Raw genomic sequence first — 19044 nt, 5'->3', positions numbered from 1 at the left:
ACTATATCCTCCTTACGTCACTAATAGGAAAAGGATAGAAATCCAATTAAACAAAAAATCACTGTTACAATGGAGAATACTGCAACAACCTTAGTTTCGTGCCATCCGCTTAATTCAAAATGGTGATGAATTGGAGACATTTTAAATACTCTCTTACCTGTAGCCTTAAATACTGAAACTTGAATAATAACAGATAGAGTCTCTATAACATATACGCCACCTACAATTGCAACTAAAAAAGGTGATTTTAGTATCATACCAACTGCAGCTACTGCGCCACCAAGTGCAAGTGCTCCCATATCTCCCATAAAAATTTGTGCTTTATAAGAATTGTATTTTAAGAACCCTAATAATGCACCCGCAAGCGCAGCACAGAATATCGCAAGAGTCGTATGAAACATCATATTACTAACCAATGCAAAGAATGTCATAACTACTATTGTAACTGAGGTAGCTAGACCATCTAATCCATCTGTTAAATTAACTGCGTTTGTGGTTGCTGCAAAATATACAATAATAAAAGGCACATACCAAACACCCAATTTTATAACTCTATCAGAAAATGGTAACATTATATCCGTTCCTATTTTAAGTGAAGAGTAATAACCAATTAAACCTGATACTACAACCAAAAGTAACATCTTTTGTTTAGATGTAAGTCCTTCATTTTGTTTACGTATTATTTTTAACAAATCATCAATAAGTCCTATTAATCCAAATGCTATAAAACAATACACTGCAATCCTAGCTTCAGCGCTTGTATGTCTAACAAGGATTAACATTGTAATTATTGTAGAAATCATAAATATTATGCCACCCATAGTAGGTGTCCCTGCTTTTTTCAGATGACTTTTAGGTCCTTCTGCTCTTATATTTTGACCAAATTTAAGCTTATGTAACATAGGGATTATTAATGGCCCTAGTATAATTGATAGGAAAAATGCAATTAAAACCGAATAAATAATTAAGCTCATTTTTCTATCACCTCTTTAGCATTTATATTCGTATGTGAATCTAGATTCACAAACGAATGTAAATTCGTTAGTTTGCTAACTATGCTCTCAAATTTCATATATCTTGAAGCTTTAACTAAAACAACATCATTTTGATTGATCATTCCATCCAAAAAGGAAACTACCTCATTATAGGTTTGAAAACTTCTATATTTATCTATATCGTTAAATCCTTCTTTATATGCTTCGTTAAACTCACCTAAAGTAATTAATAAATCAATATTTTTACGTTTTGCATATTCTCCGACTTGTTTATGTGCCTGCGTGGCACTATTTCCGAGTTCCCTCATAGTACCAAGAATCGCAATTTTATAATTCCCACTAATATCGCAAAGCACATCAATTGCGGCCATCATTGAATCTGGGCTAGCATTATAGCAGTCATTAATTATAGTAAACTTTTTACCTTTTGTTATATCTAAACGCATAGACGTAGCTTCTAACTTTTTAAACCCTTGAGCAATTTCATTATAACTCATGTCCATTGCCCTTGCACAAGCTACTGCTAGCATTGAATTTAGTATATTATGCCGTCCTGGTATATTCACCTCAATAATATTATCTATTAAATTTTTCTTGTCCATTATGCGAAATGTTATTTTATTTTCTTCTACATTTAAATCGCATGCTTTTAAATCAGCTTCAGAATCAATTCCTGTTCTTATAAGTCTATAATTTGCCGTGTTCACATCTTCTAATAAATCATTATCTGAATTTACAATTAAAATACTGTCTTTACTAAAAAAATCTGTTATCTCCATTTTAGCTTTTAATATATTTTCTCTAGTTTTAAGATTTTCAATGTGAGACATTCCAATGTTAGTAATAATAGCAATACTCGGTTTTGAAGTCTCACATAAGTTATGAATTTCTCCAAAATCACTCATACCCATTTCGAGGACTGCAACATCATAACTTTTATCTAACTTAAATATCATCATAGGTAACCCTATTTCATTATTAAAATTGCCCAAAGTTTTAAAAACTTTGAATTTTGCGCCAAGAACTGCTGCAACCAAATCCTTTGTGGACGTTTTGCCTGTAGATCCGGTAATTCCTACTACTTTTAAATCTAGCTTATTTATATAAAATTTTGCAAGATTAAGTAGTGCTTTTCTAGTATCCACCACCTTAATTACAGCTGTTTTCTTATTAAGCAGCGCTTTATCAAACTTCATTTCATCAATTATGCAAATTGAAGCTCCTTTTTTGCTAGCCTCAACGATAAAATCATTAGCATTAAAATTTTCACCCTTTAATGCGATAAAAATATCCTTCTCTTTTATAGTTCTTGTATCTATGCAAACATTATTATATAATGTATTCTCGCCTTGATGCAAGGCGCTTTCACCTTTAACTACTATTTTACCCCCAGTTGCCTCTAATATCTCGTCAAAACTAATATATTCCATCTAAAATAGCTCCTTTATTATCTCTGAGACAACTTCTCGCTCATCAAAATGTATAGTTTTTTCTTTCAAAACTTGATAGTCTTCATGCCCTTTTCCTGCGATAACAATTATATCACCGCATCTTGCAATTTCAATTGCTCGTTTTATAGCCGCGCGCCTATTCTCTATAATTTCGAAATTATGTTTTTCAATACCGAATGCTACATCATTAATTATTTGCATAGGATCTTCAGTTCTTGGATTATCTGAAGTTATTAATGAAAAATCGCTTAGCTGAGTTCCAATTTTGCCCATTATAGCTCTTTTGGCTTTATCTCTATCTCCACCACAACCAAAAACGCTTATAAGTTTACCCTTTGTAAATTCCCTGACAGTTTTTAGTATATTTTCTAATGCATCTGGCGTATGTGCATAATCTAAAATTATTTCAAATCCCAACTTATGGTTATTGTAAGCAAGTTCACAACGCCCAGGCACTTGAATCTTTTGTAGAGCTAGTTTAATTTTAGCTAGGTCCACTCCCTGATTTAAGCAAACTGCTATAGACCCAAGCGCATTATATATATTGTAATTTCCTGGTATACTCAATTCTATTTCAAAAGAGTTTCCTTTGTACTCTAATGTAAATTCACTTCCCCTTGAATGCATTTTTATATCACTTGCCATAATATCTGCATTGCCATTTAATCCATAGCTTAATTTGCTACTTTTAATTAAACTATAGACTTTTGCTCCATATATATCATCAATGTTAATTACAGCGCTTTTACTTAACTCAAATAACTTTAATTTTGCATTAAAATAATTTTCAAAGGTTTTATGGAAATCTAAATGATCCTGAGTTAAATTTGTAAAAATACTTTCGCAAAACTCTATTCCATATACTCTATCTAAACTTAAAGAGTGCGAAGACACCTCCATAACACAATAATCCACACCCGACTCCACCATTTCCTTGAAAAGTTCATGTAATTCAAGTGATTCAGGAGTAGTCCTCTCTGTATGAATTTTCTTTTCTCCAATATAATTTGCTATAGTTCCAATAAGTCCAACTTTGTATCCTTGCTGTTCCAAAATAGCTTTAATCATAAAAGCTGAAGTTGTTTTTCCATTAGTACCTGTAACTCCTATCATTTTCATGTTACGACTTGGATTTTCATAGTAATTAGCTGCACTTATGGCCAATGCTTTTCTGCTATCTTCTACTCTAATCACCACACAGTTTAAATGCTCTTCTATATTTTTCTGGCACACAACAGCAACTGCTCCATTGTTAATTGCATTTTGTATATATTTATGACCATCAAGATTATACCCTTCTACAGCGAAAAACACATCCCCTTCTTTAATTTTTCTTGAATCATATTGAATTCCCTTTATATCAATATCAATGTTACCCTGGATTAAATTGAAATTAATATTCTCCATAATTTTTTCAAAATTCATATTACCACTCCTTTAAATCATCACATAAAATATGCTTAACAAAAAAAATATCTATTCCCCTTTTACATGGCAAATCCGACAGCTCAGAATTGCTGAGTCCTGTCGGTTTTATTTTCATGTGCCTATCACCTAATTATACACTATATTTAATGACATTTCAGAAGTAAAATCACGCTTTTCTAAAAGTAGGTGTTACATACTATAATAAAGTAAAATATTCAGTGGGATATAAATTTACTTCTGAAGTCATTAATATTACAGCATCGAAGATGATGCTTTAACTAATCAGCCGTAATATCTAAATGAATTGTTATCGTAGTTCCTTTTTTCACTTCTTTGCATTCTATGCTTTGCTCTGCGACTATTCCATTACCAACGAATTTAGCTTTTAGTCCAAGACTTCCTAGAAGTGCAGTAGTTTTTTCCGGGCTACTTCCTATTATATTTGGAACCATGACCATATTATTATCTTTTTTTAATTCACCAGTGTGTAAAATAATTTCAGTTCCTTCCTTAACCGTATATCCAGGTTTCGGAGTCATATCAGTAATAACTTCTCCATCTGAACTTAATTTTACCTTTAAATTATTATCTTTCAATGACTTTTCTGCCTCCGACTTCTTAAGGCCCCTTACTTCAGGCACAATAACATCCTTTAATAAGCTTTTTGAAGTTTCCTCCTTTGAAGCATCAGATTTAAATGATAAATAATTAAAAACATCATTAAAAACTTGCTTTCCAACTACTGTTGCAATCTGACCACCATAATACCAAGAGGGGTCTGGTTCATCAATATTAATTAATAAGGTTATCTGAGGATCATTTGCAGGCGCCATTCCTGCAAATGATGATACATATTTTCCTGGTGCATAGCCAGCTCCTGCAGTATTAATTTTTTGAGCTGTCCCTGTCTTTCCGGCAATATGGTATCCTGCAATAAATGCCTTTTTACCACCACCATTTTCTACAACCTGCTCAAGGTAAGATCGAAGCTGCTTTGCAACTCCTTCATCCATTATTTTTCTTTCATTATAATTTGAATATTTTTGCAGAACTTTTTTATTATTTAAATCATCATAATTTACTATCTCTTTCATAACATGAGGCGTTATAAGTTTTCCCCCATTTGCAATAGCGTTAAAGCCCTTCATATACTGTATACAAGATAAGGTATTCCCTTGCCCAAAGGATGTTACTGCTACATCAAGAGCAGTCATATCTTTAGCTTTTCTAATTATTCCGAGTGCTTCTCCATTTAAATCAATACCAGTTTTTTTACCAAATCCAAATAATTCAATGTATTTATTTAGTTTTTCTGGACCAAGTCTTCTACCAAGTTCCATAAATCCAACATTACAAGAGTTTTTTAATATATCCACAAAATTTTGAGATCCATGCCCTGTGGTTTTCCAACACTTTACTGCTTTACCTAAAACTACAGTGCTACCAGTACAGTTAAATTTATCATCTTCCTTAACTAGCCCTTCTTCCATAGCCCCTGTAGCCGTAAACACTTTAAAAATAGACCCCGGCTCGAACGTATCACTTACTGCTCTATTTCTCCATGCCTTTTGATTTTCATCAAAATTTTTAGTAAGGTCCCAAGGGTCATTAGGATTATAATCTGGTTTATTAACCATCCCCAATATTTCTCCATTTTTAGGATTCATTGCAATTATACTAACTGCTTTCGCTTTATTGTCAATCATAGCCTGCGAAGCTGCTTTCTCACAAAAATATTGAATCATCTCATCAATAGTAAGTACTACATCTTTACCCTCTATAGGCTTTGTATAATCTGAGATTGTATAAGGCAATTCTTCACTTTTTCTATCGGTTTCTGAAATTTTTATTCCAGGTATACCTGATAGATATTTATTGTAATACAATTCAACACCTGTAAGTCCATTGCCATCAGAATTCGTATGCCCTACAACATTTGCTAAGAAATTCCCATTGGGATAATATCTTTTTGTATCTCCAGTAATAACAATTCCTCGAAGCTTTTGATTTTTCGAAAAATCATTAATTTTATCAGCTGTAGCTTTATCTATTCTTCTCTTTAAAATCGCTGCTCCAATAGGTTTCCCCTTTGAATTAGTCTTAGTCAAAACAGGTAAAACTTCACTAGATTCCATTCCAAGTATTTTAGCGATTTCTGGTGCAATATCGTTCATACTTAGCTTGTTTTTTTTAGTAGTTTCACGTAGCGAATTAAGATCTAAATCCACTCTAAATACATTTGCACTTATAGCTAAATCTTCTCCATTTCTGTCTAAGATCCTTCCCCTCTTTGGTGCAATCCGAACGTCACTTGTCCACTGCAAAATTGCTTTTTCTTTATATTCCTTCCCTTTAGCTATCATTACGTAGCTCAACCTACTAATTAATAGAAAAAGCAAAAGAAAAAGCATGAAAAAGACAACCAACATTCTACGCTTAACTACTACCTTGTCTCTATACTCTCCTTTTGCCAATTTATGTCCTCCTTGCTAATTCTTCAAAGCAAACAGTAATTAAAAAATAATATTTTTAATTTTATCTATTACGTCGTTACTTGTTTTCGCTTCTAACTCTTCTTTTGTTTCTAAATTGTTTTTACTCAAATTTAAGTATTGTATGTCACTAACCTTTGGGTTAACCATATGAAGTTTTGTCGTCGCTGTTTTCTCAACGTAACTTATATTTCTAAACTTCATTAGTTCTACATCATACGCGTCATTTTCTTTACTGACCATTTCTATTTCAGCTTTAACTTTAGAAGTCGCATCTTGATAATTATAAATCATACAATATCTAGCAATGGTTATCATTCCAATAACAAACCCTAAACTAATATTTAAAAGAACTCTTTTTTTCTTTTTCATTTCCTTCAGATTTTTACTGCTTTGTGTCTGTTTTCGTGATTTTTCTAAATCTTCATATTTTCGTTTTTTTAATGGCTCATATGGTGCTAAAACTGTATTTCCATCCATTATAAACTTATTTTTTTCTATTATCACTTTATTCACCCCATCCACAATTTAGAACTAATTTTTTTGCGCCACTCTTAGTTTTGCACTTCTACTTCTTGAGTTTATTTCTATCTCTGTCTCTGTTGCCCTTATAGGTTTTCTACTTATAAGTTTCACGATTGGTGTTTTACCACACACACACATAGGTAACTCTTTTGGACATTTGCATGGATCTTCTAAACTTTTAAATTTAACTTTAACAATTCTATCTTCAAGTGACTGGAATGTAATTATCGCCATTCTCCCACCGCGATGTAGTCTAGCTATTCCATCCTCAATTGCTTTATCTAATATTTTTAATTCCCCATTAACTTCGATTCTTATTCCTTGGAATGTTCTTTTAGCTGGATGGCCTCCATCTCTCTTAAACTTTGCGGGAATCGCTGCATCTATAACATTCACTAGTTCCAAAGTAGTATTGATTGGTTTATCTTTTCTTCTATCTACTATGAAATTAGCAATTCTTTTCGAAAATTTTTCTTCGCCATAATTTCTTAAAACCTCTGCTATCTGTGGCTCTTCGTAGTTATTTACCACATCATATGCTGTTATACCTTTGCTTCTATCCATTCTCATATCAAGATTCGCATCCCTCATGTAGCTAAACCCACGTTCCGCATTATCTAATTGATATGACGACACCCCTAAATCCATAAAAATCCCATCTACTTTTTCTATTTTAAGTTTGTCAAGTATTGCTCCAATGTTATAAAAATTATCATGTACATATGTAACATTGTTATATTCTTTGATTTTTTCCTTTGCAGCTTTTAATGCATCTTCATCTTGGTCAATTCCAATTAACCGTCCTTTAGGTGACAGTCTTTTTAAGATTTCTAAGGAGTGCCCTGCACCTCCTAATGTACAATCAACATAAATTCCATCCTCTTTAATATCTAGCGCATCAATACACTCATTTAATAAAACTGATACATGTTTAAATTCCATTTTTAATCTCCTTTTATATGCCTAATTCATTCATTTTTTCTGCTATTTCATCAAAATTAATATCTGATTCATTATATTTATCCCATTTATCCTTAGACCATATTTCTATTCTAGTTGATACTCCTATGCTTACTATTTCCTTTTGAAGGCCTGCATATTCGCATAAATTCTGTGGTATTAAAGCTCTGCCTTGCTTATCTACTGTTATTTCATTAGCACCTGAGAAGAAAAACCGTACAAATGCCCTGGCATCTTTACTCGTCAATGGAAGTTTCTTTAATTTTTCCTCCATTATATTCCACTCAAGCGTTGTATATATGTATAAGCATCCATCTAGGCCCTTAGTCAATATAAATTCACTGCCTAATCCCTCTCGAAATTTGGTGGGAATAATCATTCTGTTTTTACTATCAATGGCATGTTGATATTCACCAATAAACATTTTATCCCCTACCTTATGAACTTACTCCACTTCGAACCACTTTAAACCATTTTAAACCACTAACAAGTATAATTCTATAGAAAAATGAAAATTCCTTCTTGTTTTATTGTTTTATTTTTATTTTTTAAAAACAATTAAACTTTTTTATGATTTTATTTGAATTTATTAACTTAAAATACATAATTATCAGACTACGCATTTCAAATTAAACAATTGTGCTAATTTACTTTCTTGAAATGCATTACGATGTAGGGTATAATTTATAAGAAATTAATAATATTAAATGCAAGAAAGGAATGTACATATATATGAAGCTAGGAATTGTAGGTTTACCAAATGTAGGAAAAAGCACACTGTTTAATGCAATAACAAAAGCAGGTGCAGAATCTGCTAATTACCCATTTTGTACTATAGAACCAAATATAGGTGTTGTAAGTGTACCTGACAAAAGATTGGATGTACTACAAACTATTTATAATAGTAAAAAAATAATTCGTACTGCAATTGAATTTTATGATATAGCAGGCCTTGTAAAAGGAGCAAGCAAAGGAGAAGGTTTGGGTAATAAATTTTTATCTCACATCCGAGAAGTAGAGTCTATTGTTCATGTGGTAAGATGTTTTAATGATGACAACATCATACATGTAGACGGTAATATCGATCCTACACGTGATATAGATACTATTAATTTAGAACTTATTTTTTCTGATCTTGATGTATTAGAAAGAAGAATGGAAAAGTCAGTAAAACTTGTTCGTTCTGGTGACAAAACAGCAAAAATGGAATATGCTCTTATGGAAAGAATAAAGGAACACCTTGAAGCAAATCTTCCAGTAAGAACATTAGAGTTTAACGAAGAAGAAGCCGCTTTTGTAAGTATTCTTTTCTTAATTACTGCAAAACCAGTATTATATGCTGCAAATATAAGCGAAGATGATTTAATGTCTGGTAACACAGAAAATGATATGGTAAAAAAAGTTAAAGAATTTGCTGCGAATGAGAATTCAGAAGTAATTGTAGTTTGCGCCAGACTTGAAGAAGAATTATCCACTTTGGATGATGATGAAAAAATGGAACTTCTAAAGGAATATGGTCTTACTGAGACGGGCCTTGATAAACTTATCCACTCAAGTTATAAACTACTCGGTTTAATGAGCTTTTTAACTGCAGGACCTCAAGAAATAAGAGCATGGACTATAAACATTGGAACTAAAGCCCCTGCTGCCGCTGGGAAAATCCATTCGGATATAGAAAGAGGTTTTATAAGAGCAGAAATAGTTTCCTTTGATAAATTAGTTGAATGTGGCTCCGAAGCTGCTGCTAAAGAAAAAGGACTGTATAGACTTGAAGGAAAAGAGTATATTATGCAAGATGGCGATGTAGTTAACTTTAGATTTAACGTGTAGCAAAGCAAGCAGGACAATTTAGTCCTGCTTATTTAATATCTATTATTAAATAATAACCTAGGAAGCTTCATCTCCCGCGGAGCTGTTCATCATTTTTTGCTATATTTTTTTAATTCTTTGTTAATAGCTATCATTACAGCATCAAAGCTAATATCAGGATTTCCCATTAGCACTCCAATTGCATCCTCTATAGATGTCATCGTATATATATGAAAGTTTCCATTTTTAATTTCGCTTTCAACTTCTTCATTTAAAACCAAGTCTACTGCATTTGACAAAGGTATCATTACACCTTTATCCTTTATTGAGTCAATTGCTTTGCATGCTGCAAAGAAACCTTCTATTTTATCGTTTACTCCTCCTATAGGTTGGACCTCACCAAATTGATTTACCGAACCAGTGATTGCAATGCTCTGTTTTATAGGTATCTTACTTAGCGCTGAGAGCATACACATTATTTCTGCAACCGATGCACTATCACCATCTATTTTTCCATAGATTTGTTCAAAGCTTAGGTGAAAATCTACCGGTAATTTAGTAAATCCGCCATTAATAGTACTTATATATCCCTTTAAAATATTAATAGATTTACTATGGATACTTCCACTTAGATTGCTCTCCTTTTGGACATCTATAATATTACCTTCTCCCTTATAGCAGCAACAGGTAATCTTTATTGGCTTACCAAAACTAAAATATCCTGTATCCATTACCGATAATCCATTCACTTGTCCAATTCTACTATTTATAACATCAATAAGCATCTTTTTTTCAGTATAATTGTCTAAAATTTCCTTTTCCATGATGTCTTTTTTATAGCCTACCTCAATTATATCTCCTTCACTAATCTCTTTTTTATTTTCTCCTATAACCTTATTGTTAGCTAAGATTAGTAGCTTATTTATTTCATATTTGTCATAGTATATCTTTTCTCTACTCTGTGCTTTCCGTGATAAAATCTTTGCTACTTCTCTTATAGCTCCTTTTGTAAGAAACTTATAATTGTTTTCGCAACAAGTTTTATTTATCTCAAATACAAGAGATTTCTTTAAATAATTGTCTATATTCTGCACTGGATTACATTCTGCTTTTATAGTGAAAATTTTTCTAAAGTCTTCATCATAGTTATAAAGCAAGTCATAAGTCTCATAGTTTCCAATAAGAATTATCTTTTCCTTAACTGGTATAGGTTCTGGGTTAAATGCATTTAAAGATCCAATCTCATAAGAGTTTCTGTTATAAGCCGAATCTACCTCCTCTGTTAATAATGTTTTTTTCAAATTATGATAAGCCGCAGCATCCTTTAGTAAATCATTTGCTCTAATTATCAAACACCCTTCATTTGCTTTTAGTATACTACCGCTTTTTATAAATTCTATACCTGTAGAATAAACCCCTTTGTGATTTTCATACTCTATATTTCCAAGTAAGTTTGTCAAATTAGGATCTTGTTCAAATATTACTGGACGAATTTGATTTTCACTATTATCTACCATTACATTTATAGCATATTTGTATATAATTTCATTTATCTTTTCCTCGTCATCATCATAACTTAAAGAATAATTATCTATAAGTCTTTTTTCAATATCATTGCATACTATATCAAAATAATTTTGTACAGATTCATCTTCCATAAACAAATTTTTATATTCTTCTTTTAAATCATTCATTTCATTTTTATAGTACACTTCCATTAGTTGTTTTATTTTCTCTAAGTCTTCTCCTTCAGAATCTTTTAGTTCCTCTAATGTTTCGCGAGCATTCTCTTTTAACATAGTTGCCGTGTATAAAATATTATCTTTTTCCCCTTTATCCAATGTTTCATATTCATTTTCAGACATTTCCTTTTCATCACTTAAAGGAATGAATGTGAATCCGCTATTAGTGGATTTTATATCAAAACCTTTCTCTTTTGCTGTATCTATTAGCTTACCAATTAATTTATTTCTTTTCTTTTGAATATTTTCCTGAATGTCTTCAATTTCCTTATTTGCAGAATTGTTATAAAACTGAAATGTGCACCCTAAATATTCATTCTGCATTTCTTCAAATGTCTCTTTTAGCTTATTAGCCCCTCCATTACTTACAAAAATAGGTTTAGGAGATTTTTCATCTTCATATAGTACATAACAAATGTCTTTTGGTTTGCTCTTATTTTCGAAACTTTTATTTACATATTTCATAATCTCTTTAATGGTTTCTTTTGAAAAGTCATCTATTAAATAAATATTAAAACCCTCTTTATCTATACTCATGGCAGTTTTAATATTTTCTATTACATCATAATATTGAGGCATAGTATATAATTCTTCTTTTGTACTCATATCTTCAATGTCAAATTCATATATAATATCTTTTGGAGTTAATTCTCTATTCATATTCCTCCTCCTTTCAATTCTTTATTATATTAATATTCTCAAATCACCAATTTAGGAACAAATATTATCATTAAGAAATAATAATATTTTCTAAATTTATGCGTATATATTTTTTTTCTTATAGAATTTTAATAATAAATATTAATAGTAGCCATTTTTTTAATACTTGAGTTAAATTACAACATACGATATAATAAGCTTATTGACTTTTTATATTTTTTATAATTTTTGTTGTGAAGGAGTAATACTGATGGGATTTAAAGACAAAATTACTAATAGTTATACACAGGCTTATTTAAAGAGATATGGCGATAGACTTACTCAAGCACAAGGTCGAGTTCTATCAGTCAAAGTAGCAGAAAAAAATTATCTAAGAATATTTTATAAACTAACTGTAACCATCTTAGTAAAGGCCGAAGGAAGTAAATCTATTTCTAAGTGCATATTCAAAAAGCACCGTTGGTTCAAAAAAGTTAACTTTATATCTGTGCTTCAAGGTCATTCTGTTATAATTCAAGGAATGAAGGGTAAAAAAGGTAAAGAACACAGCGAGCAGATTCAAATTGCAAACATTAGAAATATGACTACCAAAAAGGACCTGGTTCCAATGCAGGGGAATGCTCCAAAAGTTCAAAGAATAAGATCTGACAGACGTTTTAAATAATGAAAGCTATATGACTATGTCATATAGCTTTCATTATTTCAGGTTGTTTACAAACCCAGTATAATTTTTTTATTATACTGGGTTTTTTACATGCAATTATGCGATAGCATTTTGAGTTATGGATAAATTTAAAATAACAACTATCTTCTTAGTTAGAAAATCAAAAAACAGTAAAGATAGCAGGCTAGCTATCTTTTTCATATTCTGCACTGCTGCTGTAAGCAGACACTGCTCTTGCACATTTTCTAATCCACGCATATGGCAATAGCGAAGCCCATGCAGTTGTTTTGAATCTGCGAAGCTTCGCTCTATAGTTTCTTTTCTTCTTCTATATATATTTCTGCCTTTATCTGTTCTGGTGAACTTTACAACATCTTCTTTATACGTTTCCCAAACATGTCTTCTAATAGTTTTAAACTTGCTTTTTGCAGAAAAGCATTGAGCTCTATTTGGACATATCTCGCAATATTTTGCATTACCAACATATTCTTTATATCCTTCTCTTGTTGTCGTTTTATAATGTAAAGCCCTTAAGTCAGGGCATACGTAAATGTCCTGCTCTTTAACATATTGGAATTTATTTTTTGTGTACATTCCTTTTGTATGTGGAGACCTACGGTATCCCATTACAGATTTTAATTCCCTCTCATATAGTTCTTTACATATAAGATTTGTAGCATAACCAGCATCTGCACCAACATATTTTGTATTAAAATTAAACTTTTTTATTTGCACATCTAATCTATCGATATAAGGATCAACATCATTTATGTTTCCAGGAGTAACATACACATCAGTAATTATATTATGTCTGCTATCGACAGTTCTGTGATCTAAATATGAGAAGCCTTCCGGCTTGCCATCTCTCATCATATATCCACTGTCGGGGTCGGTTGTGCTAACTTTAGTTTCTTTTATTTTGGTAACAGGTTCTTTTTCCTTTAAAGGTTTTTTACCATGGTTTATTCTATCTTCTTCCACTGCTTTATTAAGTTCAGCTACATATTCTTTCGGCGTTTTTTCAACTTCAATTTTCACAAGCTTTCGCTTATTAGCATTTGCTTTTAGGTGTGTAGAGTCTGTGTAAAGTATTTTACCGGTTACCATCTTAAGATTTATAGCCTTAAATACTACTTCGTCAAATATTTTTTGAAACACATCTGTACCTTTAAACCGTCTACGTCTATTTTGGCTAATTGTTGAATGATCTGGAATAGGATCAGTAAGACTTAGTCCTAGAAACCATCTATAAGCCACATTTACTTCAATGTCCTTTACAAGTTGTCGTTCAGATTTTATTCCAAATAAGTACCCAATAAACAGCATTTTAAAAAGTATAATAGGATCTACGCCAGGTCTTCCATTATCTAAGCAGTAATATTTTTTAGTCAGTTCTCTTATAAAAGAGAAATCCATGTATTTATCTATATTTCTCAGAATATGGTCTTTAGGAACTAAATCTTCTAAATACACCATTTCTAGTTTTTGTTGTGTGAAGTTCTTTTCATTAATCATAATAATGCCCTCCGAATTATAAAGTTTGTATCCTATATATATTCGACATTGATGTCCTAAAATCCTTTTTGAATATGAAAAAAACACTCCAATTTTAAATTAGAGTGTTTTACATTTTATGTTTGTCAACGGTCTGAAATAATGAAAGCTATATGACTATGTCATATAGCTTTCATTATTTGAAATCGCATCAATACCTCACTGTGATATATCACTGCCAAGTGGCACTTAATGCTTATGCATTAAATACAAGTACAAACTATTTATAAAGGAAATAATACCCGAGAAAAATAAAATGATTAACCATTGCCCTAAATTAAGTGGGATGGTATGAAATACATTCTGTAAGAATGGAATATACACTATGCTAATCAGCATAATTATGGATATACCTACAGCCCCAATTAGGTACAAATTTGTAAAGGGATTAATTTCAAATAAAGATTGTTTTTCTGATCTACATTCAAACACATGTATGAGTTGAGATAAAACTAATGTTCCAAGAGCCAATGTTCTACATGCCTTAATATTCATACCATAATATTTACCACCGATAAACGCCATTATTGTACAAACACCAATTAGGCACCCGCGAATGACAATTTTTTCTGTAAGCCCTCTTGAAAATACACTTTCATTCTTTCCTCTAGGTTTTTCAAACATGATATCACTATCAGCTGGATCCACGCCCAAAGCAATAGCGGGAAGTCCATCTGTGACTAAATTTACAAATAAAATTTGTATTGGAAGTAGAGGATTTTCTAAGTAGAATAACGAAGCCAAAAACATGGTAAGCACTTCCCCTAAATTACAGGATAGTAAGTACCTGATAAATTTCCTTATATTGTCATATATTACACGTCCCTCTTCAACTGCTGCAACAATAGTTGCAAAATTATCATCTAAAAGAATCATAGAGGCCGCCTCTTTAGTTACATCCGTTCCAGATATTCCCATAGCTATCCCAATATCTGCTTCTTTTATAGCTGGGGCATCATTTACACCATCTCCAGTCATGGCCACAATATAATTTTTATGTTTAAAAGCTTTTACAATTCTTAGCTTGTGTTTTGGACTTACCCTTGCGAATATTTTTAAATTATCAATATTCTTATCTAGTTCCTTATCACTTAATTTATCTAGCTCATCTCCAGTTATAACCTCCTCCGAATATTTACATATATCTAAATCTTTTCCGATAGCATAAGCTGTATTTTTGTGGTCCCCTGTTATCATTACAGGCTTTATACCTGCAATCTTGCACTTTATAACTGCATCTTTTACTTCTTTTCTTGGGGGATCAATTATACCTGCTACGCCGATAAAGATTAAATTAGTTTCCAAATTATCATTTTTCATGATACCAGACACCTTATAGGCACAAGCAATGCACCTTAATGCCTTATAGGACATTGACTCTACAGCCCTTATTAGATGATTCTTATAATTCGGAAGCATCGGCTGCACCAATCCGTCTAGCAATATATAATTGCATTTTTCTATAACCCTTTCTGGAGCACCCTTTACATAGCAAATTTCTTTATCATTTTCTTTAACAATGACAGACATAATTTTCCTTGTTGAGTTAAATGGTATTTCATATAAACGTCTTGATTTATTCAAAAATCCCTGTAATTCCTTAGAATTTTCAAAAAAAGCTTTAATTAAAGCAGTTTCTGTAGGATCACCAAACAAGCATTTTTCAAATTTTTTTGCGTTAAAATCGTAATTACAATCATTGCAGTATGTAAATGCTTTTTTCATAACTAAATTCAATGGAATTTCACCTTTATCAACATCGTAAACCTGTCCATCAAAATACAATGATTTTACCGTCATATTATTTTCAGTTAGAGTTCCCGTTTTATCTGTACATATTACAGAAGTACAACCTAAAGTTTCAACTGCTGGTAATTTTCTAACTAAAGCTTTCCTTTTAAGCATTCTAGATACACCTAGTGCTAATGCAACCGTAACTATAGCAGTTAACCCCTCTGGTATTGCAGCTACTGCAAGGCTTACTCCCAATAAGAACATTGCATATTTATCTTGTCCACGCGAGATGCCCATAAAAGTTACAACTACGCAAATTATTATACAAAGCATAACTAATATTTTCCCAAGATATGCTAGTCTCTCTTTAAGTGGAGACTTCTCCTCTTCAATACTATGAAGCATATCTGCTATTTTCCCCATTTCTGTATTCATACCTGTTGTTATAACTTTTGCTTTAGCTTTTCCTGTAAGAAGTATTGTTCCCATATAAATGTTATTATCCTTAGAACTGGCGCTTTTGTTTACTCCAGCAGATTCTCCAGTAAGTAAAGATTCATCTAGCATTACATTATTTTCCTCAGTCAAAATGCAATCAGCCGGAACTCTATCTCCACTTTCTAAAATCACTAAATCACCTGGCACTAAATATATTGCATTTATTACCAATACTCCACCATTTCTAATCACTTTAGCCGTTGGCGCTGCTAGCTTACTTAGTGCCTCCAGTGATTTCTCAGTTCGAAACTCTTGAATAAACCCTAGTATTCCATTCATTATAACTATAATAAATATAGTTATTGCATCCGCTTTTTCTCCCATAAGTCCTGAAAGCACTGTTGCTACAATTAATATCCAAGTAATAAAATCATTGAATTGTGAAAAGAATATTTTAAGCGCGGATATCTTTTTTTTATTTTCTAATTTGTTAAATCCATATTTTTTTAATCTACCTTCAGCCTCCTCTATGGTAAGACCCATTGATAATTTCTTACTATCACGTACAGATCCTCTTGGCTTATTATCATCCTTTGTATTATTATTTGGCACTTGTTCGTTAATCACTTTCTTACCCTCCTTATACTTGTCTAAGATAGATAACATTTGCTAACCAATGCCGCTCCCATAAGTCACTATATTTTCTATTCATACTAATATATGTATTTATTCACTTACATATGAACAGAATATAGTGTATTATTTAATTAACATTGGTTTTTTCTTTACAATATAAGAGTTTGATTATAAAATAATATTAGCAACGATTGCTAATTAAAAATGACAATGAGTATAACAACTAATAATTGTTATATTCTCAAGAACAATACAAGGAGGCCCATACGTGAAAAACATTATTTATATTACTGGCCATAGAAATCCAGATACTGATTCTATTTGCTCTGCTATTGCTTATGCAGAGTTTAAAAATAAAATGGGGAAAATACCTGCAATTCCTATAAGACTCGGTGAAGTTAATAGCGAAACGGAATTTATTCTTAACTACTTTAATGTAGATCAGCCTGAGCTTATAACTACGGTTAAAACGCAAATTTCTGATTTAGATATAGACGTTGTAGCTCCAATTTCACCAGATATTTCTCTTAAAATGGCCTGGTCCATTATGAAAAAAAATGGCACTAAAACTCTACCCGTTATCGACGAACATGATCAATTAGCTGGTGTGGCATCAGTTTCGAATCTTGCTGCAAGCTATTTAGATGTTTGGGACAATACTATTCTTGCCAAAAGCAATACAACTCTTGATAATATTTTAGATACTCTATCAGCTAAATGCGTGTGCAAACCAAAAGATGCATTTGAAATAACTGGAAAAATTATTGTAGCTGCTATGCATCCAGAAAGCACAAAATCTGTAATTGAGGCTGATGATGTTGCCATATGTGGAGATAGAGAAGATACCCAGCTCTTAATAATTAATTGTAATGCTTCGCTTTTAATAATTACAGGAAACCATTCTCCAACAGATGAAGTTATTGAACTTGCAAAAACTAATAACTGTACAATAATAGTAACCCCTTTTGATACTTTTACAGCTTCTAGACTAATAACTCAAAGTATCCCCATCGGTTATGTTATGAGCAAAAAAAATATTGTAAGCTTTAATACAGAAGATTTTATTGATGAAATAAAGCATATTATGATTGAGACTAGATACAGAAGTTATCCTGTTACTGATGAAAATAATAAAGTCATTGGAAGTATATCTAGATACCATTTAATATCAGAAAACAGAAAAAAAATCATACTTGTAGACCATAATGAAAAAGCCCAATCTGTATTAGGAATAGAAGATGCTGAAATACTAGAAATAATTGATCATCATAGAATTGCAGATGTGCAAACTGGCATGCCTATATATTTTAGAAATGAACCTGTAGGTAGCACTTCAACAATCGTAGCATCCATATTCTTTGATAATGGGATTAGGCCTTCAAAAAGCACTGCTGGTCTTCTATGTGCAGCAATAATTTCTGATACATTACTACTAAAATCTCCCACCTCTACACTAGTCGATGAACTTATTTTAAATAAATTAGCTCAAATTGCTAATTTAAATGTGGAAGAGTTTGCAAAAAAAATGTTTAAAGCCGGTACATCACTTGAGGGTAAAACCGCTCAAGAAATTTTTTACCAAGACTTTAAGACCTTTACCCTTAATACTTTTAAAATAGGAGTATCACAAGTTGGTACAATGTATATTGAAGGCTTTGACCCACTGAAAGATAGCATGATAGATTTAATGAATAAAAAAGCCAAAGAAGGTGGCTATGACTTGATTTTACTAATGCTAACTGATATATTAAATGGCGGTTCAGTATTAATAGCTACAGGGGAACATAAGGACATTATTTCAAAAGCCTTTGATGTTACTCTAACTGATAGCGGTGTATATATTCCTGGTATAGTTTCAAGAAAAAAACAAGTTATACCCCCTATTACAGCTGCCCTAAGTAAAATAAACAAATAAAAACAAAGCATATATTATTTATAATATATGCTTTGTTTTTA

The 19044-nt window shown here is 31.7% G+C and carries 13 protein-coding genes; 3 read left to right on the top strand and 10 right to left on the bottom strand.

The window, feature by feature from the left end; genetic code table 11:
• Positions 1–20: 20 nt before the first annotated feature.
• The 7 genes from mraY to mraZ form a co-directional block, all read right to left on the bottom strand.
• Positions 21–974, bottom strand: a complete 954-nt coding sequence (gene mraY / locus ACWJKE_RS01405) for a phospho-N-acetylmuramoyl-pentapeptide-transferase (protein WP_220285936.1) — start codon at positions 972–974, stop codon at positions 21–23.
• Positions 971–2425, bottom strand: a complete 1455-nt coding sequence (locus ACWJKE_RS01400; RefSeq protein WP_462953741.1) for a UDP-N-acetylmuramoyl-tripeptide--D-alanyl-D-alanine ligase — start codon at positions 2423–2425, stop codon at positions 971–973. Before ACWJKE_RS01400 ends, mraY begins: the two co-directional genes overlap by 4 nt.
• Positions 2426–3871: a UDP-N-acetylmuramoyl-L-alanyl-D-glutamate--2,6-diaminopimelate ligase gene (locus ACWJKE_RS01395; RefSeq protein WP_462953740.1), complete on the bottom strand. Its 1446-nt coding sequence runs from the start codon at positions 3869–3871 to the stop codon at positions 2426–2428. It lies immediately after the preceding gene.
• Positions 3872–4152: 281 nt separating this feature from the next.
• Complete coding sequence (locus tag ACWJKE_RS01390; RefSeq protein ID WP_462953739.1) at positions 4153–6348, bottom strand: stage V sporulation protein D; 2196 nt, start codon at positions 6346–6348, stop codon at positions 4153–4155.
• Positions 6349–6387: 39 nt separating this feature from the next.
• Positions 6388–6873, bottom strand: coding sequence for a hypothetical protein (locus tag ACWJKE_RS01385; protein WP_216302473.1), 486 nt, complete (start codon positions 6871–6873; stop codon positions 6388–6390).
• A 27-nt stretch (positions 6874–6900) separates the two neighbouring features.
• Positions 6901–7833, bottom strand: a complete 933-nt coding sequence (gene rsmH / locus ACWJKE_RS01380) for a 16S rRNA (cytosine(1402)-N(4))-methyltransferase RsmH (protein ID WP_165412118.1) — start codon at positions 7831–7833, stop codon at positions 6901–6903.
• A 13-nt stretch (positions 7834–7846) separates the two neighbouring features.
• A complete protein-coding gene (mraZ, locus tag ACWJKE_RS01375) occupies positions 7847–8275 on the bottom strand; it encodes a division/cell wall cluster transcriptional repressor MraZ (protein ID WP_165412119.1) in 429 nt (142 codons plus the stop codon).
• A 308-nt stretch (positions 8276–8583) separates the two neighbouring features.
• On the opposite strand from mraZ, the gene ychF reads away from it, so the two are divergent.
• Positions 8584–9681, top strand: a complete 1098-nt coding sequence (ychF, locus tag ACWJKE_RS01370) for a redox-regulated ATPase YchF (protein ID WP_165412120.1) — start codon at positions 8584–8586, stop codon at positions 9679–9681.
• Between the two features lie 89 nt (positions 9682–9770).
• Here the strand turns inward: ychF and ACWJKE_RS01365 are convergent, their stop codons facing one another.
• Positions 9771–12062, bottom strand: coding sequence for an AAA family ATPase (locus ACWJKE_RS01365; protein ID WP_165412121.1), 2292 nt, complete (start codon positions 12060–12062; stop codon positions 9771–9773).
• A 250-nt stretch (positions 12063–12312) separates the two neighbouring features.
• Here ACWJKE_RS01365 and ACWJKE_RS01360 point away from each other — a divergent pair, with 250 nt between their 5' ends.
• Positions 12313–12726 carry a hypothetical protein gene (locus ACWJKE_RS01360; RefSeq protein WP_216302471.1) on the top strand — a complete coding sequence of 138 codons (414 nt, stop codon included), beginning with the start codon at positions 12313–12315 and terminating at the stop codon, positions 12724–12726.
• Positions 12727–12822: 96 nt separating this feature from the next.
• On the opposite strand, the gene ACWJKE_RS01355 is transcribed toward ACWJKE_RS01360, so the two are convergent.
• Positions 12823–14241: an IS1182 family transposase gene (locus ACWJKE_RS01355; RefSeq protein ID WP_268064117.1), complete on the bottom strand. Its 1419-nt coding sequence runs from the start codon at positions 14239–14241 to the stop codon at positions 12823–12825.
• Between the two features lie 228 nt (positions 14242–14469).
• Positions 14470–16995: a calcium-translocating P-type ATPase, PMCA-type gene (locus tag ACWJKE_RS01350; protein WP_462953135.1), complete on the bottom strand. Its 2526-nt coding sequence runs from the start codon at positions 16993–16995 to the stop codon at positions 14470–14472.
• Positions 16996–17356: 361 nt separating this feature from the next.
• Between ACWJKE_RS01350 and ACWJKE_RS01345 the strand changes: the two genes are divergently transcribed.
• Positions 17357–19003 (top strand): putative manganese-dependent inorganic diphosphatase, encoded by a 1647-nt coding sequence (locus ACWJKE_RS01345; RefSeq protein ID WP_462952896.1) that lies wholly within the window; start codon positions 17357–17359, stop codon positions 19001–19003.
• Positions 19004–19044 lie beyond the last annotated feature (41 nt).

The sequence above is a fragment of the Clostridium sp. CM036 genome, from assembly GCF_055081135.1.
Note: the sequence above shows the minus strand (reverse complement) of the source record. Positions and strands in the feature narration are given on the sequence as shown.